Annotated in this window: 17 protein-coding genes and 1 riboswitch; of the genes, 7 read left to right on the plus strand and 10 right to left on the minus strand. The window is 71.8% G+C overall.

The window, feature by feature from the left end:
* Window positions 1–124: 124 nt before the first annotated feature.
* Window positions 125–406 (plus strand): HPr family phosphocarrier protein, encoded by a 282-nt coding sequence (locus CP967_RS07430; protein WP_150487194.1) that lies wholly within the window; start codon window positions 125–127, stop codon window positions 404–406.
* A gap of 227 nt (window positions 407–633) precedes the next feature.
* On the opposite strand, the gene CP967_RS07435 is transcribed toward CP967_RS07430, so the two are convergent.
* Complete coding sequence (locus tag CP967_RS07435; RefSeq protein WP_150487195.1) at window positions 634–1,329, minus strand: GntR family transcriptional regulator; 696 nt, start codon at window positions 1,327–1,329, stop codon at window positions 634–636.
* Window positions 1,330–1,813: 484 nt separating this feature from the next.
* On the minus strand, window positions 1,814–2,152 hold the full coding sequence (locus CP967_RS07440; RefSeq protein ID WP_150487196.1) for a MerR family transcriptional regulator: 339 nt from the start codon (window positions 2,150–2,152) through the stop codon (window positions 1,814–1,816).
* 921 nt (window positions 2,153–3,073) lie between these two features.
* Here CP967_RS07440 and CP967_RS07445 point away from each other — a divergent pair.
* Window positions 3,074–3,430, plus strand: coding sequence for a hypothetical protein (locus tag CP967_RS07445; protein ID WP_150487197.1), 357 nt, complete (start codon window positions 3,074–3,076; stop codon window positions 3,428–3,430).
* Between the two features lie 400 nt (window positions 3,431–3,830).
* On the opposite strand, the gene CP967_RS07450 is transcribed toward CP967_RS07445, so the two are convergent.
* Window positions 3,831–4,034, minus strand: coding sequence for a cold-shock protein (locus CP967_RS07450; protein WP_014047008.1), 204 nt, complete (start codon window positions 4,032–4,034; stop codon window positions 3,831–3,833).
* 487 nt (window positions 4,035–4,521) lie between these two features.
* Between CP967_RS07450 and CP967_RS07455 the strand changes: the two genes are divergently transcribed.
* Window positions 4,522–5,019: a DUF2975 domain-containing protein gene (locus tag CP967_RS07455; RefSeq protein ID WP_150487198.1), complete on the plus strand. Its 498-nt coding sequence runs from the start codon at window positions 4,522–4,524 to the stop codon at window positions 5,017–5,019.
* Complete coding sequence (locus tag CP967_RS07460; protein WP_150487199.1) at window positions 5,019–5,237, plus strand: helix-turn-helix domain-containing protein; 219 nt, start codon at window positions 5,019–5,021, stop codon at window positions 5,235–5,237. The genes CP967_RS07455 and CP967_RS07460 overlap by 1 nt, the downstream gene beginning before the upstream one ends.
* 135 nt (window positions 5,238–5,372) lie before the next feature.
* Here the strand turns inward: CP967_RS07460 and CP967_RS07470 are convergent, their stop codons facing one another.
* From CP967_RS07470 to CP967_RS07480, 3 genes are all read right to left on the minus strand, one after another.
* Window positions 5,373–6,137 carry a M23 family metallopeptidase gene (locus tag CP967_RS07470; protein WP_150487200.1) on the minus strand — a complete coding sequence of 255 codons (765 nt, stop codon included), beginning with the start codon at window positions 6,135–6,137 and terminating at the stop codon, window positions 5,373–5,375.
* Between the two features lie 13 nt (window positions 6,138–6,150).
* A riboswitch (cyclic di-AMP (ydaO/yuaA leader) is annotated at window positions 6,151–6,317 on the minus strand.
* A gap of 217 nt (window positions 6,318–6,534) precedes the next feature.
* Entirely contained in the window at window positions 6,535–7,917 is a 1,383-nt protein-coding gene (locus CP967_RS07475) for a M16 family metallopeptidase (protein ID WP_150491747.1), read from the minus strand.
* A gap of 26 nt (window positions 7,918–7,943) precedes the next feature.
* Entirely contained in the window at window positions 7,944–9,314 is a 1,371-nt protein-coding gene (locus CP967_RS07480; RefSeq protein ID WP_150487201.1) for a M16 family metallopeptidase, read from the minus strand.
* 312 nt (window positions 9,315–9,626) lie between these two features.
* Between CP967_RS07480 and CP967_RS07485 the strand changes: the two genes are divergently transcribed.
* The gene (locus CP967_RS07485; RefSeq protein ID WP_150487202.1) at window positions 9,627–12,083 is read left to right on the plus strand and encodes a DNA gyrase/topoisomerase IV subunit A; all 2,457 of its coding nucleotides are present in this window, start codon (window positions 9,627–9,629) and stop codon (window positions 12,081–12,083) included.
* Window positions 12,084–12,215: 132 nt separating this feature from the next.
* Here CP967_RS07485 and CP967_RS07490 read toward each other — a convergent pair whose 3' ends face one another.
* Window positions 12,216–13,295 (minus strand): CobW family GTP-binding protein, encoded by a 1,080-nt coding sequence (locus CP967_RS07490; protein WP_150487203.1) that lies wholly within the window; start codon window positions 13,293–13,295, stop codon window positions 12,216–12,218.
* A gap of 21 nt (window positions 13,296–13,316) precedes the next feature.
* Complete coding sequence (locus CP967_RS07495) at window positions 13,317–14,480, minus strand: citrate/2-methylcitrate synthase (protein ID WP_150487204.1); 1,164 nt, start codon at window positions 14,478–14,480, stop codon at window positions 13,317–13,319.
* Between the two features lie 138 nt (window positions 14,481–14,618).
* Here CP967_RS07495 and CP967_RS07500 point away from each other — a divergent pair, with 138 nt between their 5' ends.
* Complete coding sequence (locus CP967_RS07500) at window positions 14,619–16,034, plus strand: citrate synthase (RefSeq protein WP_150487205.1); 1,416 nt, start codon at window positions 14,619–14,621, stop codon at window positions 16,032–16,034.
* Between the two features lie 250 nt (window positions 16,035–16,284).
* Here the strand turns inward: CP967_RS07500 and CP967_RS07505 are convergent, their stop codons facing one another.
* Window positions 16,285–18,411, minus strand: a complete 2,127-nt coding sequence (locus CP967_RS07505; RefSeq protein ID WP_150487206.1) for a DNA gyrase/topoisomerase IV subunit B — start codon at window positions 18,409–18,411, stop codon at window positions 16,285–16,287.
* Window positions 18,412–18,842: 431 nt separating this feature from the next.
* Between CP967_RS07505 and CP967_RS07510 the strand changes: the two genes are divergently transcribed.
* Complete coding sequence (locus CP967_RS07510; protein WP_014048767.1) at window positions 18,843–19,073, plus strand: DUF7455 domain-containing protein; 231 nt, start codon at window positions 18,843–18,845, stop codon at window positions 19,071–19,073.
* A gap of 106 nt (window positions 19,074–19,179) precedes the next feature.
* Here the strand turns inward: CP967_RS07510 and CP967_RS07515 are convergent, their stop codons facing one another.
* Window positions 19,180–20,010, minus strand: a complete 831-nt coding sequence (locus CP967_RS07515; protein ID WP_150487207.1) for a S1 family peptidase — start codon at window positions 20,008–20,010, stop codon at window positions 19,180–19,182.
* Window positions 20,011–20,101: the final 91 nt, after the last annotated feature.

Raw genomic sequence — 20,101 nt, forward strand, 5'->3', positions numbered from 1 at the left:
GCCGCGCCACCGGGCGCGTACCGCGTGGGAGTCCGGTCCGGACGACTGTTCCGGTCCCACCGGCGCCGCGCGGACGGCAGGTCCGCCCCGCAAGGGGCACGAGTGATTCGCGAAGGGCAGAACCATGGCTGAGCGCCGCGTCAACGTCGGCTGGACCGAGGGCCTGCACGCCCGCCCCGCTTCCATCTTCGTCCGTGCCGCCACGGCTTCCGGCATCCCGGTCGGCATCGCCAAGGCCGACGGTCCGCCGGTGAACGCCGCCTCCATGCTGGCCGTGCTCGGCCTGGGCGTCCAGGGAGGCGAGGAGATCGTCCTCTCCTCGGAGGCCGAGGACGCCGAGGCCGCCCTGGACCGGCTGGCGAAGCTGGTCGCCGAGGGGCTCGGGGAGCTCCCCGAGACGGTCTGAGACCGGCCGGTACGGACCGGCTCCCCCTTCCCGTGGTGGGACCGCGGACCCTGCCCGGGGTCCGCGGTCCCGTTGTTCCCGGGGCCGGGAGAACGAGTCCGCGAGCCGGACGAATTCACGTTCCCGATATGCGCGGGGCGCCGGGCAGAAACGCCGAGGACAAATGAATCCGGGCAGCCGGAAGAAAGCCTCGCGACTCGCGGCCTTATTTGTATACGGCGCATGTGTTAATACCTGAGGCCCGCAGTGTTTACGACATGTTGCGAAGTTCTCACGCGCGGCACCCCGGCCTTCTGAGCGGGCCGTCGCAGCCGGTGGGCGGCCGTGGCCCGCTCGGTGTGCTGCGCGGTCAGCGCCCTGGCGCGTTCCGCGTCGCCGCGCGCCACGGCGTCCACGATCGCCCCGTGCTCGGCCCAGGAATCGGCCGGCCGGGCGGGCCGCTCGACCGTGTACATCCAGGCGATCTTGTGCCGTAGCTGGGTGAGCAGAGCGATCAGCGCGGGGCTCCCCGACGCCTGGGCCAGCGTCTCGTGGAACCAGCCGCCCAGCGACCTCAGGTCTTCGCCCTCCCCCCGGCGCACCCGCTCCTGACCCAGTCTGACCAGGCCACGGAGCACCTTGAGGTGGGCCTCGGTGCGGCGCTGGGCGGCACGGGCGGCCCCGAGCGGCTCCAGCAGCATCCGGATCTCCAGCAGGTCTGCGGCCTCCTGTTCGGTGGGCTCGGCGACACAGGCGCCGGCGTGCCGGCGGGTGACGACGAACCCTTCCGACTCCAGGGTGCGCAGAGCCTCGCGCACCGGGACGCGGGAGACCCCGTAGCGACGCGCGAGCACCTCCTCGGTGAGGCGGCTGCCGCGCGCGAAGACACCGGAGACGATGTCGTCACGGATTGCCGTGCATACCGAATGCGCGGGAATGCGCATGTCCGAACCTCCGCCTTAATCCCCGCGAAACGCGGCCGATCGACGCCTGTTCCGTGACTCTATTGCAATCCGCGCGCGTTTCCGACGGCAGGGCGGAATCCATGGATATCTTCCGGCCGGAAAACGGCTCGGCACGGCTTCGGCCGGCCCGCGCGGGAAGAGGTGCCGGGCCCCGGTCCGAGGGGTCTTCGGGCCGGATCGCGATCCGCTGCCGCGGACCGGTCCGGTGCCGCGGAGAAAGGCGCCGGGGCCGGGCGGGCGCGCCCGCAGGCCAAAGGGACCGGCGCCCCGTGGGGCGGAGGGACCGGCGACGGCGGGGCAGAGGGGCGGCCGGTGGCGGAGCGGCCGACGGCGGGCGGGAAGGGGCCTGCGGACGGAGGTGACGGCGGGCGGGGGAAAGCCTGCGGACGGAGGGGTGGCGGTGCCCGCGTGAGCGGGGTCCCGCACGCGCCGCCCTCGTGGGCGCCGGGCCCGGACGGGCCGCTCAGTCCGAACTGTCGTCCGCCTTCGCCGCCGCCCGGCGGTATTCGGCGTTGATGCGCTGGGCCTCCTCGAGCTGGTCCTCGAGGATGATGATCCGGCAGGCGGCCTCGATCGGGGTGCCCTGGTCGACGAGTTCCCGGGCCCGGGCCGCGATCCGCAGCTGATAGCGGGAGTAGCGCCGGTGGCCGCCCTCGGACCGCAGCGGGGTGATGAGCCGGGCCTCGCCCAGAGCGCGGAGGAAGCCGGCGTTGGTGCCGAGCATCTCCACCGCCCGCCCCATCGTGTAGGCGGGGTAGTCGTCGTCGTCGAGCCGGCCGCCGAGCGGATTGTCCGCTGTCATCTGCACCTCTTCCTGGGAACGCGTCGAGGGGCCTTGGTGCCGTACGGCACCAAGGCCCCGAAGGAAATTCAACACCATCCGCCGGCTTCGATGCTGCGCCGGCCTTCTGTTTCCGCAGGTCCGCCCCGAGAGGGGAGGCCGTGCGGGGATCGCGGCTGCCTGACCGGGGACCACCTTCCGTTCCGGGGGTCTTGCGGTGCCCGGGCCGCACCCCTCGCGCCCGGGCGATCCTGATGGCGTCTTCCTCCTCTGCCGGAATACCGTCTCCGCCGCGCGGGCGGTCGCCGCCGATGCCCCCGGTGTGGCGGGCACCTTCCCGGCAGCCGCCCTCCCGCCCCTTACGTCCGGGGCGGGAGGGGCCACTGCCGATCCCAGCACGCGCGCCCGCAGTCCGGCGCCTTTGCTGGGTTCACCTCATGGAACGACTGCGGTTCTTCCCACTGGGTCATACCGCGGCGGCCCCTGGAACCGCGGGCCGCCCGGTGCGGCGCCAGTCCCGTCACCGTCCTGCTACCACCTGGCTCCGGAACTCCGCCACCGCACCGTACTGCGACTGCTGCTGCCCGGCAGTCCATCCCTGCCGGGCTCTCGAACCTTGGCTACGGAAGAAATATTAGGCACGGAAGAGCGCGTTGTCTACCTTCGCCAAGACAGATTCTGGCGTGTCGGCCGATGAGGTATCCAGGTGCGTACGGATCAGAGGTCGAGCAGGTCCTCTCCGGGCCTCCCCCGCTCCCCCACACGGCCGACGCTGCTCCGTGACTCCCGCCACACGCCCGCCGGAGCGGGGGCCGGCCCGTCCGGTCGGGGCGGGCGACGGGGCCCCTCCCACGCGGACGCCACCGCCGGGGCGGGGCCACCGGCCGCCGTCCCCCGGGCCTCCGGTTCCACCCGCCCGGCCCGTGAATAGAATCGGCTCTCATGTCGAAGCCTGACGAACTGCTCGTCGACGTCGCCGCCATGGTGGAGTCCGGGCACAGCAATCAGATGTCCTTGACCGTCGTGACCGGTGGGAGCGTCATCACCGGGCGACTGGCCCCCGAAGCCGTGTGGAGGCAGCGGGTGTCGGAGGTCCTGACGGACTCCGCCCGCCTGGGCGAGTTCGCCGACATCTTCACCGCCACCGACGGCCCCGAGGACGGCCCTCCCACGCATCTCCACTTCCATGTCGCCCGCATCCTCCAGGGGACGGTGGGCATTCCGGAGACCGGCGGGATGTACCGGGTCTCCATCGAGGACGTCACCGCCTGGACCGTGGGCGACTTCAGCTACCACTGATACCGGCGCACCGGCGGGCGCGGTGCGCCGGCCGGTGCGCCGCGCCGCCTCGCGTCACGGAAACGAACCCGAGCGAAAACCGAGAAAAAGAGAACACGATACGGCTGGGCCGTACCCGTGCCCGGCCGCAGGAAAAGCGACCGGGCACGGGTACGTATCTCCGGAACGGGGCACAAAAAAATCCCGCGCCAGGGCGCGGGGACCGGAGACAGGGCCGGAAACCCGGGATGCGGCAGGGCCGGTACCCGATATCACGAAGAACCGGATCAGCGGACCGGAACAGGAAAGGACGGGGCCAAAAAAGCCGGGTCCGGGATTTCACCGAAGGGCCGACCTCGGCCCGGACGGCGCCGGGGCCCGCACCTTCAGGAGGTGCGGGCCCCGGCGCGTGGGCGCGAGATCAGGCGGGAACGATGTTCTCGGCCGTCGGGCCCTTCTGGCCCTGCGCGATGTCGAAGTTCACCTTCTGGCCTTCCTGCAGCTCACGGAAGCCCTGGGCGGCGATGTTCGAGTAGTGGGCGAACACGTCGGCGCCGCCACCGTCCTGCTCGATGAAGCCGAAGCCCTTTTCCGCGTTGAACCACTTCACGGTGCCAGATGCCATGTCTGTCTCCTTCGGGGTGATACCCGGAGCCCACACCGTGTGGCCTCCGGTTGTCGCACGCCGTTCACCCCGACCGGCCGATGACCGGAAATACTTGAATGCGGTCCGAGGTGGTTGCCACCTCGGAGACACCTACGTTTTGGGATCCACAACTGCAACTGACTTCGACAGTAGCACGGTGGCGACCGCACGGAATGATCCGGAATTCCGAACGACCCACCGGCGGAGATTCCCTCGCCGCACCCCTTCGTTATTTCTCACTCCGCGGGAACACATATCGACGCGCCGGAGAAGAAGCATTTCGGGGTGGCGCCCACCGGACCGGGACACCCCCACGGCTCCACCGGCCGGCCACGAGCCGGCGGAGGGCGGGCGTCCGGGGCGTTTCGGATACCCGCCCCGCCTTCACGGGCACCGGCACCGCACCCCTTGCTCGACCTATCGCTTATCGATAGCTTTCTATCGTTGGACGATCGAGGGAGAGATGATGGGACGCATGACCGTGCTCGCCCTGCGGGCGGTACTCGCGGCACTGCTCATGGGCTCGGTATTCGTACAGGCCGTGATGGTGCCGCTGCTGGCCATGGATCTGGGTGACCTCGCCGCGGATCACGCGTATCTGCGGACCCCGCTGCTCACGATCGTCGTCCTGGGCTTCGTGACGGTCGAGATCGTCCTGGTCTGCGTATGGCGGCTGGTGACGATGGTCCGGCGCGGGACGGTCTTCTCGCACGCCGCCTTCCGCCATGTGCACGTGGTGATCGGCGCTGTCGTGGCGGCCGCCCTGCTGGTCCTCGCCCTCGCGGTCCTCCTGGCCCCCGGCGAAGCCGTGGCCCCGGGCGTGGTGCTCCTGGTCTGCGGGGCGGCCGTCGCCGTCCTCGGTGTGGCGCTCGTCGTGCTCGTGCTGCGGATGCTGCTCGCCCAGGCCGTCGCACGTGACGTCGAGGCGGCGCGGATGCGGGCCGAACTGGACGTGGTGATCTGATGCCGATCGTCGTCGGCATCGATGTGATGCTCGCGAAGCGGAAGATGTCCGTGGGCGAGCTCGCGGAACGGGTCGGGATCACCCCCGCCAACCTCGCGGTGCTCAAGAACGGACGGGCGAAGGCGGTCCGCTTCGCGACACTCGCGGCGCTGTGCGAGGCGCTCGACTGCCAGCCGGGAGACCTGCTGCGGTGGGAGGCGGCCGAGGAGGAGGGGTGACCGGCCGGCCGCCGTGGACGCCGGGCCGCCCCGGAGCCCCGCGCCCGGCCCGTGCCGGGGGGCCGGGCGCGGGACGGGGAGCCGGTGCGGGACGGGGGCCGGGCGTGGGACGGGGCCCGGTGCGGACCGCGTCGCTCAGAGCTGGACGCCGTGCGAACGGAGGTAGGCGACCGGGTCCATGTCGGAGCCGTAGTCCGGGGTCGTACGGGCCTCGAAGTGCAGGTGCGGGCCCGTGGAGTTGCCGGTGGAGCCGGAGAGGCCGATCTGCCGGCCCGCGGCGACGCTCTGGCCGACGGACACGTCGATCGAGGAGAGGTGTCCGTACTGGGTGTAGGTGCCGTCCGTCATCCGGAGCACGACGTTGTTGCCGTACGCGCCTCCCCATCCGGCTTCGACGACCGTGCCGGCGCCCACCGCGACGACGGAGCTGCCGGACGCGGCGCGGAAGTCCACGCCCGAGTGGCTGCCGGAGGACCAGAGGGAGCCCCCGGACCTGTAGCCGGTGGTGACGTACGAGCCGGCGACCGGGAGGCGGAAGGCGTTGAGCCGGGCGCGTTCGGCGGCACGGGCGGCGCGGGCCTCGGCCTCGCGGGCCTCCTCGGCGCGCGCCTCGGCCCTGCGCTCGGCCTCCGCCTGGGCCTCCGCCTTCGCGGCGAGCTCGGCCTGGCGCAGCTGGGCCTCGGCCTGGGCGTCGATCCGGTCGGCGAGGGTGCTGCCCATCGAGACGGCCTGGGTCAGTCCGGTGCCCCCCGCCGGGGCCGCTTCCGCGGCGAGGGCCGGGGAGGCTGCGGCGCCGACGACGCCGGCGGCGGCCAGGACCGCGACACCGGCGGCCCGGGTGCTCCTGCGGGCCGGACGGCTCGGGGCACGGTGCTTCCCGGTGGCACGGGTGAACGCCATGGAGGGGCGGTTCCTTTCCTTCCTTCTCGCCTACCGGGTTAGCTGACGGGTTCGGAGCAGGAAGGTCTCCTACGGGCACCTGGGCCCTCGCGGGGCCCGGACGTCCGATTCACCCCAGGGACACGGTGGGTCCCCGGCTCCCCTGGCTCGCGCCTGACGGGGACTCGGCGATGGCTGCCCGGCGCCGCGGATGCGGCATACGTCCGGCGGACAGCCGAGCCGACGCTAGGCGGGAGGGCTTTCGATCACCAAGCGGACAGGCCCTTTTGTCGGACATCCCACAGGGCATACCCCCTCTTTCGGACCATTCCGGGCGTGGGGTGGCGTGGGTACGCCAGGGGCCCCGGCGAGCGCTTCCGCTCGCCGGGGCCCCTGGGAGGAGGACGGTGACCGTCCGTCAGCCGTTGACGACCGTCACCTCTCCGATGCCCAGTTCCCGCACCGGGCCGGCGATCCGGGCGGCGTCCCCGACCAGCACGGTGACGAGCCGGTCCACCGGGAAGGCGTTCACCACGGCGGCGGTCGCCTCGACCGTGCCGGTCTCGGCCAGGCGCGCGTACAGGTGGGCCTGGTAGTCGTCCGGGAGGTGCTGCTCCACCTGGTCGGCCAGGGTCGCCGCGACGGAGGCGGCGGTCTCGAACTTCAGCGGGGCGACGCCCACGAGGTTCTGCACCGCGGTCTCCCGCTCGGCGTCGGTGAGCCCTTCCGCCGCCAGCGTCCGCAGGACCTTCCACAGGTCCTCCAGCGCGGGGCCGGTGGACTCGGTGTCCACCGAGCCGCTGATGGCCAGCATCGCTGCTCCGGTCGCCCCGGCGGCGGAGCCGGGCGCGGTGGAGCGCAGCACCTGGGCGAAGGCCCGGACGCCGTAGGTGTAGCCCTTCTCCTCACGCAGGACCCGGTCCAGCCGTGAGGTGAGGGTTCCGCCCAGGCAGTAGGTGCCGAGGACCTGGGCCGGCCAGACGCTGTCGTGGCGGTCGGCGCCGATCCGGCCGATCAGCAGCTGGGTCTGCACGGCTCCGGGGCGGTCGACGACGATCACCCGGCCGGTGTCGTCCGCGGTGATCGGGGGGACCGGACGGGCCTGGGCGGTGTTCCCGGACCAGTCGCCGAGAGTACCGGCGAGCAGGGCGTCCAGATCGACGCCGGTGAGGTCGCCGACGATCACCGCGGTGGCGGTGGACGGCCGCACATGGGCGTCGTAGAAGGCCCGTACGGCGGCCGCGTCGATGCTCCGCACGGTCTCCTCGGTGCCCTGGCGGGGCCGGGACATCCGCGCGGTGGCCGGGAAGAGCTCCCTGGAGAGCTGCTTGGCGGCACGCCGGGCCGGATTGGCCTGCTCGTGCGGGATCTCGTCCAGGCGGTTGCCGACCAGGCGCTCCACCTCGTCCTCCGCGAAGGCGGGGGCCCGCAGCGCCTCGGCGACCAGGCCCAGCGCCTTGGCCAGCCGGGAGACCGGGACCTCCAGCGAGACCCGTACACCCGGGTGGTCGGCGTGGGCGTCGAGGGTGGCGCCGCACCGTTCCAGTTCGGCGGCGAACTCCTCGGCGGAGCGCTTGTCGGTGCCCTCCGACAGTGCGCGCGCCATGATCGTGGCCACACCGTCCAGGCCCTCGGGCTCGGCGTCCAGCGGTGCCTGGAGGAAGATCTCCACGGCGACGACCTGCTGGCCGGGCCGGTGGCAGCGCAGCACGGTCAGGCCGTTGGGCAGGGCGCCCCGGTCGGGCGCCGGGAAGGCCCAGGGCCGGGCCTCGCCCGCGGTCGGCTGCGGGTGGTACTCCATCGCTACTCCCGTCACGGCGGCGTCGGTCACTTGTCCGCCCCCTCGTGCGCGTCGGTGCCGGCGTCCTGTGCCGCCGCGTCGCTGTCGTCGGCCGGTTCGACCGGTTCGTAGACCAGCACCGCCCTGTTGTCCGGGCGCAGCCGCTCCTGGGCGACCGCCCTGACCTCCTCGGCCGTCACGTCCAGCACCCGCCCCACGGCGGTGAGGGCGAGCTGGGGGTCGCCGAAGAGGACGGCGTAGCGGCACAGTTCGTCGGCGCGGCCCGCGACCGTGCCGAGCCGGTCCAGCCACTCGCGTTCCAGCTGGGCCTGGGCGCGTTCCATCTCCTCGGGGGTGGGGCCTTCGGCGGCGAAGCGCGTCAGCTCGTCGTCGACGGCCGCCTCGATCCGCTCCACCTCGACCCCGCCGGACGTCTTGACGTCCAGCCAGCCCAGCGAGGGCGCGCCGGCGAGCCTGAGCAGTCCGAAGCCCGCGGCGACCGCCGTACGGTCGCGGCGGACCAGGCGGTTGTGCAGGCGGGAGGACTCCCCGCCGCCGAGCACGGTCAGCGCGAGGTCGGCTGCGTCGCACGCGCGGGTGCCGTCGTGCGGGAGGCGGTAGGCGGCCATCAGGGCGCGGGCCGGCACCTCCTCGTGGACGACCTCGCGCAGCTGCCCGCCGATGACGTCGGGGAGCGTGCCGTCACGCGGCGGCTGCTTGCCGTCGTGGGAGGGGATGGAGCCGAAGTACTTCTCGATCCAGGCGAGCGTCTGCTCCGGGTCGATGTCGCCGACGACGGAGAGCACCGCGTTGTTGGGGGCGTAGTACGTACGGAAGAAGGTGCGCGCGTCCTCGAGGGTCGCGGCGTCCAGATCGGCCATCGAGCCGATCGGGGTGTGGTGGTAGGGGTGGCCCTCCGGGTACGCCAGCGCCGTGAGCCTCTCGAAGGCGGTGCCGTAGGGGACGTTGTCGTAGCGCTGGCGGCGTTCGTTCTTCACGACGTCACGCTGGTTCTCCATCGACTCCTCGTCGAGCGCGGCGAGCAGTGAGCCCATCCGGTCGGCTTCGAGCCACAGGGCCAGCTCCAGCTGGTGCGCGGGCATCGTCTCGAAGTAGTTGGTGCGCTCGAAGCTGGTGGTGCCGTTGAGCGAGCCGCCGGCGCCCTGCACCAGCTCGAAGTGCCCGTTCCCCTTGACCTGGCCGGAGCCCTGGAACATCAGGTGCTCGAAGAGGTGAGCCAGACCGGTGCGGCCCTTGACCTCGTGGCGGGAACCGACGTCGTACCAGAGGCAGACGGCGGCGACGGGGGTCAGATGGTCCTCCGAGAGCACCACGCGCAGGCCGTTGGCCAGGCGGTGCTCGGTCGCCGTCAAACCGCCGGAACCGGCCTGGGCTGTGGCCGTGTGACCCATGGGCATGTACGTCCCTTCGATCGGTACAGGATTTCCTGCCGGACCTGCCACTGTAAGCAAGCGCACGGGTACCTGGCGAAGTTCCCGTCAGGTGAATGTTGTCGTGGATACGGCCGTGGGGGGCCGCGCGCGGGGGCGGGGGTCTGCGCGGCGAAGGGCCCGGGGGTGATCGCGGAGGGGCTCTCCGGGCGGGCCGCGGCACGCGTCCTCGCCCGCTTCGGACGGGTCGAGGTCGGGGTTGTCAGTCGGGCGGTCCACAATGGTCGGCGTCAGAACCTGAGGTTGCCCGACAGAATCTGTGAAGGAGTCGCAGCCGCGATGGCCCGCCGCAGCACGAAGACCCCGCCGCCGGACGACTTCGAGGAGAAGATCCTCGACATCGACGTCGTCGACGAAATGCAGGGCTCCTTCCTCGAGTACGCGTACTCGGTGATCTACTCCAGGGCGCTGCCCGACGCCCGTGACGGCATGAAGCCCGTGCACCGTCGCATCGTGTCCCAGATGAACGAGATGGGACTGCGCCCCGACCGCGGTTACGTCAAGTGCGCCCGGGTCGTGGGCGACGTGATGGGCAAGCTGCACCCGCACGGTGACGCGTCGATCTACGACGCCCTGGTGCGCATGGCACAGCCGTTCTCCATGCGGCTGCCCCTGGTCGACGGCCACGGCAACTTCGGTTCGCTGGGCAACGACGACCCGCCGGCCGCCATGCGGTACACCGAGTGCCGGATGGCCGACGCCACGTCGCTGATGACGGAGTCGATCGACGAGGACACCGTCGACTTCCAGTCGAACTACGACGGCCAGGAGCGAGAACCGGTCGTTCTCCCCGCCGCCTACCCGAACCTCCTGGTCAACGGGGCTTCGGGCATCGCCGTCGGGATGGCGACCAACATGCCGCCGCACAACCTGGGCGAGGTGATCTCGGCCGCCCGGCATCTCATCAGGCATCCGAACGCCGACCTCGACACGCTGATGCGGTTCGTCCCCGGTCCGGATCTGCCGACCGGCGGGCGGATCGTGGGTCTCGGCGGCGTCAAGGACGCCTACGCGTCGGGCCGCGGCACGTTCAGGATCCGCGCCACGGTCGCCATAGAGAACGTCACCGCCCGCCGCAAGGGCCTGGTCGTCACCGAACTCCCCTTCTCCGTCGGGCCGGAGAAGGTGGTCTCCAAGATCAAGGACCTCGTCGGTTCCAAGAAGCTCCAGGGCATCGCGGACGTCAAGGACCTCACGGACCGTGAGCACGGTCTGCGCCTGGTGATCGAGGTGAAGAACGGCTTCGTACCGGAGGCCGTTCTGGAGCAGCTCTACAAGCTGACGCCGATGGAGGAGTCCTTCGGCATCAACAACGTGGCGCTGGTGGACGGGCAGCCGCTCACCCTGGGTCTCAAGGAACTGCTGGAGGTCTACCTCGACCACCGCTTCGAGGTGGTGCGCCGACGCAGCGAGTTCCGCCGGACCAAGCGGCGCGACCGGCTGCACCTGGTCGAGGGCCTGCTCGTCGCCCTGCTCGACATCGACGAGGTCATCCGGATCATCCGGGACAGCGACAACTCCGCCCAGGCCAAGGAGCGCCTGATGGAGCACTTCTCGCTGAGCGAGATCCAGACGCAGTACATCCTGGAGACCCCGCTGCGCCGGCTCACCCGCTTCGACCGGGTCGAGCTGGAGAGCGAGCGCGACCGGCTGCACGGGGAGATCACCTCACTGACCGCGATCCTGGAGTCGGACGCGGAGCTGCGCAAGCTGGTCTCCTCCGAACTGGCCGCGGTGGCGAAGAAGTTCGGCACCGACCGGCGTACGGTGCTGCTGGAGTCGGCGGGCACGCAGGTGGCCTCGGTGCCGCTGGAGGTGGCCGACGACCCGTGCCAGGTGCTGCTCTCCTCGACCGGTCTGCTGGCCCGTACGGCGGGTCCCGGCCCGATCGTGGTGCCCGAGGGCTCCAAGCGCGCCAAGCACGACGCGATCGTCTCGGCCGTCCCGGCGACGGCGCGCGGCGACGTGGGGGCGGTGACGTCCTCCGGGCGGCTGCTGCGGCTGTCGGTGATCGACCTGCCGCAGCTGCCCGACACGCACGCGGCCCCCACTCTCGCGGGCGGGGCCCAGATCTCCGAGTTCCTGACGCTGGAGGCGGACGAGGAGCTGGTCTGCCTCACCACGCTGGACGAGGAGTCACCGGGCCTGGCCATCGGCACCCTCCAGGGGGTGGTGAAGCGGGTGGTGCCCGACTATCCGCCGAACAAGGACGAGCTGGGGGTCATCGCGCTGAAGGACGGCGACCGGATCGTCGGCGCGACCCAGTTGCGGACGGGTGAGGAGGACCTGGTCTTCATCACCTCGGACGCCCAGCTGCTGCGTTACCCGGCCGCGCAGGTGCGTCCGCAGGGGCGTCCGGCGGGCGGTATGGCGGGCGTGAAGCTGGCGGCGGGCGCGAGCGTCCTGTCGTTCACCGCGGTCGATCCGGCGGCGGACGCCGTGGTGTTCACGGTCGCCGGTTCGCACGGCACACTGGACGACTCCGAGCACACGGCGAAGCTCACGCCGTTCGACCAGTATCCGCGCAAGGGCCGTGCCACCGGCGGGGTGCGCTGTCAGCGCTTCCTCAAGGGCGAGGACGTCCTGGTGTTCGCCTGGGCGGGGGCCGTTCCGGCCCGCGCCGCGCAGAAGAACGGAGCGCCGGCCGAGCTGCCCGCCCCGGACCCGCGCCGTGACGGTTCCGGGACGCCCTTGGCGAGCCCGGTCGCGGTGATCGCCGGGGCGCTGCCGCAGTAGGCGGAGCGGTCCCGGCCGCCGCGGTGAGCGGCGGCCGGGACCCCAGGCCCCCGCTCCCGGGGGTTCCGGTCCCCCGGTGCGGGGCGCGGGTGCCGGGCGCCGTACCGCCGGTGCGGCCGGGTGTCCGCCCGGTCAGGGGCCGTCGGGCGGTCCGGGCTCCCCGTCCGGCTGCCGCACGTAGCGCAGTACGCCCCACATGCCGCGTTCCAGTGCCTCGGTGGGCTCCTGACGTTCGTCCCGGCACGCGGCCAGCTCCTTGTGCAGCGCCTCGGCGTCGATGCCGGACCCGATCAGCACCAGCTGGGTGCGGCGCGTCTCGTCCCGGGTCCACGGCCTCGGCGTGAATCCCAGGAAACCGCCGACCGCGTGCAGGGCGTAGGTGTGGTCCGGGTCGCCCGCGCCGAAGTCGACGTACCCCTTGATCCGGTACAGCCCCTGGGGACGCGAGTCGAGGAAGGCCATGAACCGGCGGGGGTCCAGCGGCACGCCGGAGCTGAAGGAGACGCTTTCGTACGCGGTGTGCAGGTGCTCCTCATGGTCGCCGGCCGTCTCCCTCAGCAGGTCCTCGAAGGTCAGCTGGCGGACGCCCTCGTCCCGGTCCGGCCCGAGCACCGGATCGAAGAGCAGACCGGGGTCGATCCTCCCGTAGGCGGAACGGACGACGGCCGCCCTGCTCCCGGTCGCGGCGACGGCCTCGTGCACGGCGGCCAGCTCCGGGCCGCTCACCCGGTCCGTCTTGTTCAGGACGACGAGGTCGGCGGCCCTGATGTGCCGGCCGAGCTCCGGGTGGCGCTCGTGCGTGGCCGGGAACTCGGCCGCGTCCACCACCTCGACCAGCCCTCCGTACCGGATGCGGTCGTTGTCGCTGGCCAGCAGCATCCGCACGAGTTCCTGGGGTTCGGCGAGGCCGCTCGCCTCGATCACGATCACGTCGAGCCGGACGGCCGGCCCGGTCAGGGTGTCCAGGTAGCCGTCGAGTTCGCTCGCGTCGACGGCACAGCACAGGCATCCGTTGCCGAGGGACACGGTCGATCCGACCTGTCCCGCGACCGTCATGGCGTCGATCTCGATGGAGCCGAAATCGTTGACGACCACCCCGATCCTGTTGCCGGAGCGGTTGCGGAGCAGATGGTTCAGCAGGGTCGTCTTGCCGGATCCCAGGAACCCCGCGAGGACGACGACCGGAATCTGCTGGGCACGGGACGGGGTCAACGGGGCCTTCCTCGGGGTCGCTCAGGGGGCGGGCACGGGCTGCGGCGGCGGGGCGCCGACATAGCGTGCCGCCGGGCGGATGATCTTGGAGTCCTCCGCCTGCTCCAGGATATTGGCGCTCCAGCCGACCACCCGTGCCGCGCAGAAGGTGGGCGTGAACATCTCACGCGGCAGCCCGCACAGCTCCATGACCACCCCGGCGTAGAACTCGACGTTGGTGTGCAGCTCCCGGCCCGGCTTGAGTTCGGCCAGTACGGCCTCCACCCGCCGCTCCACCTCGACGGCGAAGTCGACGAGCGGGCCGCCGAACTCCTGGGCGATCGAGCGGAGCATCCGTGAGCGGGGGTCCTCGGTGCGGTACACGGGATGCCCGAAGCCCATGATCCGGGCGCCGCCGAGGATCTGTTCGCGGATCCAGCCGTCGATGCGCTCGGGGGTGCCGATGGCGTCCAGGGTGTCCAGGGCCCGGCTGGGCGCCCCGCCGTGCAGCGGTCCGGAGAGCGCGCCCACGGCGGCGACCAGGCAGGCGGCCATGTCGGCCCCGGTGGAGGCGACGACACGGGCGGTGAACGTCGAGGCGTTGAAGCCGTGGTCGACGGCCGAGATGAGGTACCGCTCGATCGCCGAGGCGCGTGCGGCGTCCGGCTCGGTGCCGGTGAGCATGTACAGGTAGTTCGCCGCGAAGGGCAGGTCCTCGCGCGGTTCGACCGGCTCCAGCCCCTGGCCGAGCCGGTACAGGGCGGTCAGCAGCGTGGGTACGGCGGCACAGAGTGCGAGCGCGTCGGCGAGCCGCCGGCCGGCCGGGAGGTCGTAGACCGGGCGCAGGCCCGATCCCGCCCCGAGCAGGGAGAGCGCCGTCCGCAGTCCGGCCGAAGGGCCGGAGACCGCGCTGGTCCGGGCGATGCCGGGGAGGGCCTCACGCACCTCTGCGGGCAGCCGTCGCAGCCCGGCGGTGCGGGCGGCGAAGCGGGCGCTCTCGGCCCGGCCGGGCAGTTCCCCGTGGAACATCAGGTACCAGACGTCCTCGAAGCCGCGCCGCTGCGCGAGCTCGATCGCCGAGTAGTGGCGGTAGTGGTAGAACCCCTCGCGCCCTCGGACGTCGCCGAGCGCGGTGCCGGTGACGATCACACCGGCGAGACCGCGGGGCGCGTCGAGCGGTGCGGGATCCGTACGCGGAACAGTCATGGTCGGGCCTCTCTTCCGTCCGCCGGGACAGCAGGACATTGATTTCACTGTTCATCATTGACTCAACTTCCGTCAATATTGATTGAATCAATATAAAGTCTGCGATGCATGTGGACGGAGTATGGATACGGTGATCTCATGACGCTCGACGCAGCACAGGGCCCCGGCCCGGAACGGAGCGCCGGAACGGCCCCGGGGCCGGTGCCCGGCACGGCCCAGGGCCCGGTGTCCGGCACGGCCCCGGGGCCCGGCACAACCGCCTCCGCTCCCCCGGCCGCGCACCGGCTCACCACCCGTGAGACGGCCGAACTCCTGGGCGTCAAGCCCGAGACGGTCTACGCCTATGTGAGCCGGGGGCAGCTGAGCAGCAGACGCGCGCCCGGCACCCGGGGCAGCACGTTCGACGCGGCCGAGGTGCGCGCGCTGGCCCGCCGGACCGGGCGCAGGGAGCAGCAGGCCGCGTCCGCCGCGGGCGAGCCCGCCATCCGTACCGGCCTCACGCTCATCGAGCACGACCGCTACCACTTCCGGGGCGTCGACGCGACGGAACTGGCCCGCCGCTACGGGTACGAGGAGGTCGCCGAGTGGCTCTGGACGGGCGAACTCCGCGCGGGCACCCGGTTCACCGCGCCCGAGGAGTCGCTGGCGGCCGCACGGCGCACCGTGGCCACACTGCCGGAGCACAGCGATTCGGCGGACCGGCTGCGGGTCGCGGTGGTCGCGGCGGCGGCGATGGACCCGCTGCGCTTCGACCTCTCCCCGGACGGGGTTCTGAACAGCGCCCGCGGCCTGATCCCCACCATGGTGGGCGCGCTGCCGCCGGCCGGCGGCGCGCCACGGGGACAGGCGGAAGGCGGCGGCCAGGACGGCTCCCTGGCCACCCGGTTGTGGCCGAGGCTGTCGGCGCTTCCCGCCGACGCCCCGTCACTGGCCGTGCTGGACACGGCGCTCGCCCTGCTGGCCGACCACGACCTGGCGACATCGACACTGGCCGCCCGGGTCGCCGCCTCCGCCCACGCCCATCCGTACGCCGTGGTCCTGGCCGGGCTCGGGGTCCTGGAAGGGCCGCTGCACGGCGCGGCGAGCGGCCTGGCCCACCGGATGCTGACCGAGGCCGTCGCGCGGGGCAGCGCGGCACCGGTCGTCGCGGACCATCTGCGCGCGGGGCGCCGGGTGCCGGGGCTGGGGCACCGCCTCTACACCGGTGAGGACCCGCGCGCCACGGCGCTCCTCGGCCTGCTCGCCCGGGTCCCGAGGGCCGCGGCCGCTCTGGAGGCGGCCCGCGACGTGGTCGCCACCACCGCCCGCCACGCCCCCCTGCACGCCAATGTGGATCTGGCCCTGGCCGTGCTCTCCGTCTCCTGCGGGATGCCGGCGGACGCGGGTGAGACGGTGTTCGCGGTGTCCCGTACCGCGGGCTGGATCGCCCACGCGCTGGAGGAGTACGCCGAGCGGCCCCTGCGGATGAGGCCCAGCGGGCAGTACGACGGCCCCGTGCCCCCGCGGCCGGTCCCCGGCCCGGGGGACCGCGCCGGGGACGGCGCGGCCGGGTGACGGCGGCACCGCCGGACGGGGCGCGGCCGGGGCGCGGGGGAGGGGCGGGGCCCGCCACGCCGCCTCCCAGCGGACGGCCCCCTCGTCCGCGGGCCTTTCCGGCCGCGCGGCCGGAAGGGACACCCGGGAGGATTACAGGCGCTTCGTCCGGCGGGCTTCACCCTTCCAGGTGAAGGAAGCGGCGGGAGCGGCCCGTGGGCGGGAACGCCCTCCCCGCGCCCGGGGCGGGGAGGGCGTGGCGGGCCGCGGGTCAGACGTCGATACGCGAACGGTCCAGGGTGGCCGCCGAGCTGGTGATGAACTCCTTGCGGGGCGCGACCTCGTTGCCCATGAGCAGGTCGAAGATCCGCTCGGAGGATTCCAGGTCACCGATGTTGATCCGGCGCAGCGTGCGGTGCCGCGGGTCCATCGTCGTCTCCGCGAGCTGGTCCGCGTCCATCTCCCCGAGACCCTTGTAGCGCTGGATCGAGTCCTTGAACCGGACGTTCTTGCGCTGGAGCTCCAGCAGGGTCTGCCGCAGCTCGTTGTCCGAGTAGGTGTAGATGTACTTGTCCTGGCCCTTCTTCGGCTGGACCAGCTCGATCCGGTGCAGCGGGGGCACGGCGGCGAAGACCCGGCCCGCCTCGACCATCGGCCGCATGTACCGCTGGAAGAGCGTGAGCAGCAGGGTGCGGATGTGGGAGCCGTCGACATCGGCGTCCGTCATCATGATGACCTTGCCGTAGCGGGCCGCGTCGATGTCGAAGGTGCGCCCGGAGCCGGCTCCTATGACCTGGATGATGGCACCGCACTCGGCGTTCTTGAGCATGTCCGAGACCGACGACTTCTGGACGTTGAGGATCTTCCCCCGGATCGGCAGCAGCGCCTGGAACTCGCTGTTGCGGGCCAGCTTGGCCGTACCGAGAGCCGAGTCCCCCTCCACGATGAACAGCTCGCTGCGCTCCACGTCGTCGCTGCGGCAGTCGGCGAGCTTCGCCGGCAGGGACGAGGACTCCAGCGCGGTCTTGCGGCGCTGCGCGTCCTTGTGCTGGCGTGCGGCGATACGGGTCCGGGCGGCGGCCACCGCCTTGTCCAGCACCGCCCGCGCCTGGGCCTTGGCGTCCCGCTTGGTGGAGGTGAGGAACGCCTTGAGCTCCTTGGCCACCACGTTGGCGACGATCCGGTTGGCGGCCGAGGTGCCCAGGACCTCCTTGGTCTGCCCCTCGAACTGCGGCTCGGCCAGCCGTACGGTGACCACGGCCGTGAGGCCTTCGAGGGCGTCGTCCTTGACGATGTCGTCCTCGGCGACGCGCAGCAGCTTCGCGGAGCGCAGCACCTCGTTCACCGTCCGGGTCAGGGACCGCTCGAAACCGGTGACGTGGGTGCCGCCCTTGGGGGTGGCGATGATGTTGACGAAGGACCGGACCGTGGTGTCGTACCCGGTGCCCCAGCGCAGCGCGATGTCCACGCCCAGCTCGCGGGTGACCTCGGTCGGCGTCATGTGGCCGCGCTCGTCCAGGACCGGCACGGTCTCCTTGAACGTCCCGGTGCCCGTCAGGCGCTGGACGTCGCAGACGGCCCTGTCCCGGGCCAGGTACTCGCAGAACTCGCTGATCCCGCCGTCGAAGCGGAACGTCTCCTCGGTCTTGCCCCCGCCGTCGATGCCGCGCTCGTCGCGCACGACGATGGTGAGGCCCGGGACGAGGAACGCGGTCTGCCGGGCACGCTGGTAGAGCGTCTCCAGGTCCAGCTTGGCGTCCTTCAGGAAGATCTGCCGGTCCGCCCAGTACCTCACCCGGGTACCCGTGCGCGTCTTGGGGATCCTCTTGCCCTTGCGCAGGCCGTTCGCCGGGTCGAAGGGGCTTTCGGCCCCCTGCTCGGTGAACATGCCGGGGACGCCCCGGCGGAAGCTGATCGAGTGGGTCGCGCTGTTGCGGTCGACCTCGACGTCGAGCCGCGCGGAGAGGGCGTTCACCACCGAGGCGCCCACGCCGTGCAGGCCGCCGGAGGCCGCGTACGAGCCACCGCCGAACTTCCCGCCGGCGTGCAGTTTGGTCATGACGACCTCGACGCCGGAGAGCCCGGTCTTGGGCTCGACGTCGACGGGGATGCCGCGGCCGTTGTCCCGGACCTCGACGGAGGTGTCGTCGTGGAGGATGACCTCGATCATGTCGCAGTAGCCCCCGAGGGCTTCGTCGACCGAGTTGTCGATGATCTCCCAGAGGCAGTGCATGAGACCGCGGCTGTCCGTGGAGCCGATGTACATACCCGGACGCTTGCGCACGGCTTCGAGACCCTCGAGGACGAGGAGGTGCCGAGCGGTGTAGTTGGAGCTCTCCCTGTCTGCGCCGCCTGCTCCGGTCAGCAGCGCAGTGGACGGCACGGAATCGGCGGTCACGCGGTTCGCTCCTCGCTGAATTTCATCTGGGTCCCCGTGGGTGTCGGGCTCGGCCTCGGTAGCCGCTGAGAGCCTACAGAGCCCTGGTAGAGCGGTTGTAACGCCACCCAGGGGGAATCCTTATGCTAGTCCAGCTTCGCATACACGTTCGATCATCCTTCGGGGTGACGTGCACATCACGTTCCCTTCGAGGCATGAACCATTTAGGCTCCGGGCACGTCCTCATGAACAACCGGCAAGCCAGCCGGAGGACCGGCCCACCCAGCAACGCGAAACCGTAGCGCTACGCAATACGGCACATTCGCCGCCAACCGGCAACAGACAGCCATCCTGAGAAGAAGTTTCGAAGAAATGCCACGAGCGGGAACGTTTTCGGCCTGGTTGGATGTTGACCCTGGTACGACAGCTCGTCGAGCTAGAGAAGAGGCGACGTGACTACTGTTCTGACCCCCGCGAGCCCGCTGACCGCAGCAGACCGCTGTGACCGTTGCGGCGCACAGGCCTATCTGCGCGTCGTCCTCATCAGCGGCGGTGAACTGCTCTTCTGTGCCCACCACGGGCGCAAGTTCGAGCCGGAACTCAAGAAGATCGCCGCGGAAATACAGGATGAGACGGATCGGCTCACCGCCGCGCAGGCGAGTGCTGCCGACGAGGAACACTGACACCTCGCATCCACGACGAGCCAGGGGCCCGGTCCTCGACCGGCCGACGGGCGGCCTTCCCTAAGGGGAGAGCCGCCCGTTCTCGTATGCGCGCGTGCCGGGAGGGTCAGGGCTCTCCGGGCATCCAGCCGATCGCCGCCGAGACACGGGTGTAGACGCCGGGACTGCCCGGGCTCCCGCAGCCGCTGCCCCAGGAGACGAGGCCGATAAGCCTCCCGTCGGCCACCAGGGGCCCTCCGCTGTCGCCCTGGCAGGCGTCACGGCCTCCCGCGGTGTCCCCGGCGCAGAGCATGGACGAGGCGTCGTACGCGCCGCGGGGGCCGCCCGGGTAGGCGCGGACGCACGAGCTGTCCGGCAGCACCTGTACGTCGGACGCGTGGAGCGTGGCCGCGTAGGCGCCGTAGCCCGTCGTGTCCCCCCATCCGTACACCGTGGCCTCGTTACCGGCCGTGTACGCCGCGTCCCCCTCGGCGGCCATCGGTATCACCCCGTCCCCCGGGAGCGGCTGCTCCAGGGTGAGTACGGCGAGGTCCCCGGCGTTCGTCCCGGGGTCGTAGTCCGGGTTGACCCAGGCGGACCGTACGGGGACCTCCTGACCGCCCGGTCCGCTCAGATCGTCCCGGCCGGCTATGACGCGCAGATCGCGGATCCCGGACGCCTCACCGCCGAGGACCGTCCGGCCCATGCAGTGCGCGGCCGTCAGCACCGTGGTGGGCCCGATCGCCACCGCTCCGCAGAACTGGCCCGCACGCTCTGCCCCGAACCGGTCACGGCTGGAGAGCGCCACCGCCCAGGGGCTGTCCGCGACGGACACCGGACGGCCGCCCACGACGATGCTGTCCGCCGCTGCGGGGGCGGGCCCACCGAGGGGTATGAGGGCCGTCAGAGCGGCCAGTGCGAAGGCCGGGGGCAGGACACGGGCGGGAACGCGGGGCATGAGGACTCCTGACGCCGAGTGTGACAGTGCCTGCTCAGCGTCATCCGGCGGTGCGCCGTCCGCACCCGCAGCGGGCACGGCGCGCCGGGCC

This window comes from Streptomyces nitrosporeus (assembly GCF_008704555.1).
Lineage (GTDB): Bacteria > Actinomycetota > Actinomycetes > Streptomycetales > Streptomycetaceae > Streptomyces > Streptomyces nitrosporeus.

What these genes read in the sequence shown, in the direction of transcription:
- CP967_RS07450 (WP_014047008.1), bottom strand. Translation starts at nt 4,034, where the DNA reads ATGGCATCTGGCACCGTGAAGTGGTTCAACGCGGAAAAGGGCTTCGGC.
- CP967_RS07440 (WP_150487196.1), bottom strand. Translation starts at nt 2,152, where the DNA reads ATGACAGCGGACAATCCGCTCGGCGGCCGGCTCGACGACGACGACTAC.
- CP967_RS07495 (WP_150487204.1), bottom strand. Translation starts at nt 14,480, where the DNA reads ATGACTGTTCCGCGTACGGATCCCGCACCGCTCGACGCGCCCCGCGGT.
- CP967_RS07430 (WP_150487194.1), top strand. Translation starts at nt 125, where the DNA reads ATGGCTGAGCGCCGCGTCAACGTCGGCTGGACCGAGGGCCTGCACGCC.
- CP967_RS07475 (WP_150491747.1), bottom strand. Translation starts at nt 7,917, where the DNA reads ATGGAGTACCACCCGCAGCCGACCGCGGGCGAGGCCCGGCCCTGGGCC.
- CP967_RS07485 (WP_150487202.1), top strand. Translation starts at nt 9,627, where the DNA reads ATGGCCCGCCGCAGCACGAAGACCCCGCCGCCGGACGACTTCGAGGAG.
- CP967_RS07455 (WP_150487198.1), top strand. Translation starts at nt 4,522, where the DNA reads ATGGGACGCATGACCGTGCTCGCCCTGCGGGCGGTACTCGCGGCACTG.
- CP967_RS07515 (WP_150487207.1), bottom strand. Translation starts at nt 20,010, where the DNA reads ATGCCCCGCGTTCCCGCCCGTGTCCTGCCCCCGGCCTTCGCACTGGCC.
- CP967_RS07445 (WP_150487197.1), top strand. Translation starts at nt 3,074, where the DNA reads ATGTCGAAGCCTGACGAACTGCTCGTCGACGTCGCCGCCATGGTGGAG.
- CP967_RS07460 (WP_150487199.1), top strand. Translation starts at nt 5,019, where the DNA reads ATGCCGATCGTCGTCGGCATCGATGTGATGCTCGCGAAGCGGAAGATG.
- CP967_RS07480 (WP_150487201.1), bottom strand. Translation starts at nt 9,314, where the DNA reads ATGCCCATGGGTCACACGGCCACAGCCCAGGCCGGTTCCGGCGGTTTG.
- CP967_RS07500 (WP_150487205.1), top strand. Translation starts at nt 14,619, where the DNA reads ATGACGCTCGACGCAGCACAGGGCCCCGGCCCGGAACGGAGCGCCGGA.
- CP967_RS07470 (WP_150487200.1), bottom strand. Translation starts at nt 6,137, where the DNA reads ATGGCGTTCACCCGTGCCACCGGGAAGCACCGTGCCCCGAGCCGTCCG.
- CP967_RS07435 (WP_150487195.1), bottom strand. Translation starts at nt 1,329, where the DNA reads ATGCGCATTCCCGCGCATTCGGTATGCACGGCAATCCGTGACGACATC.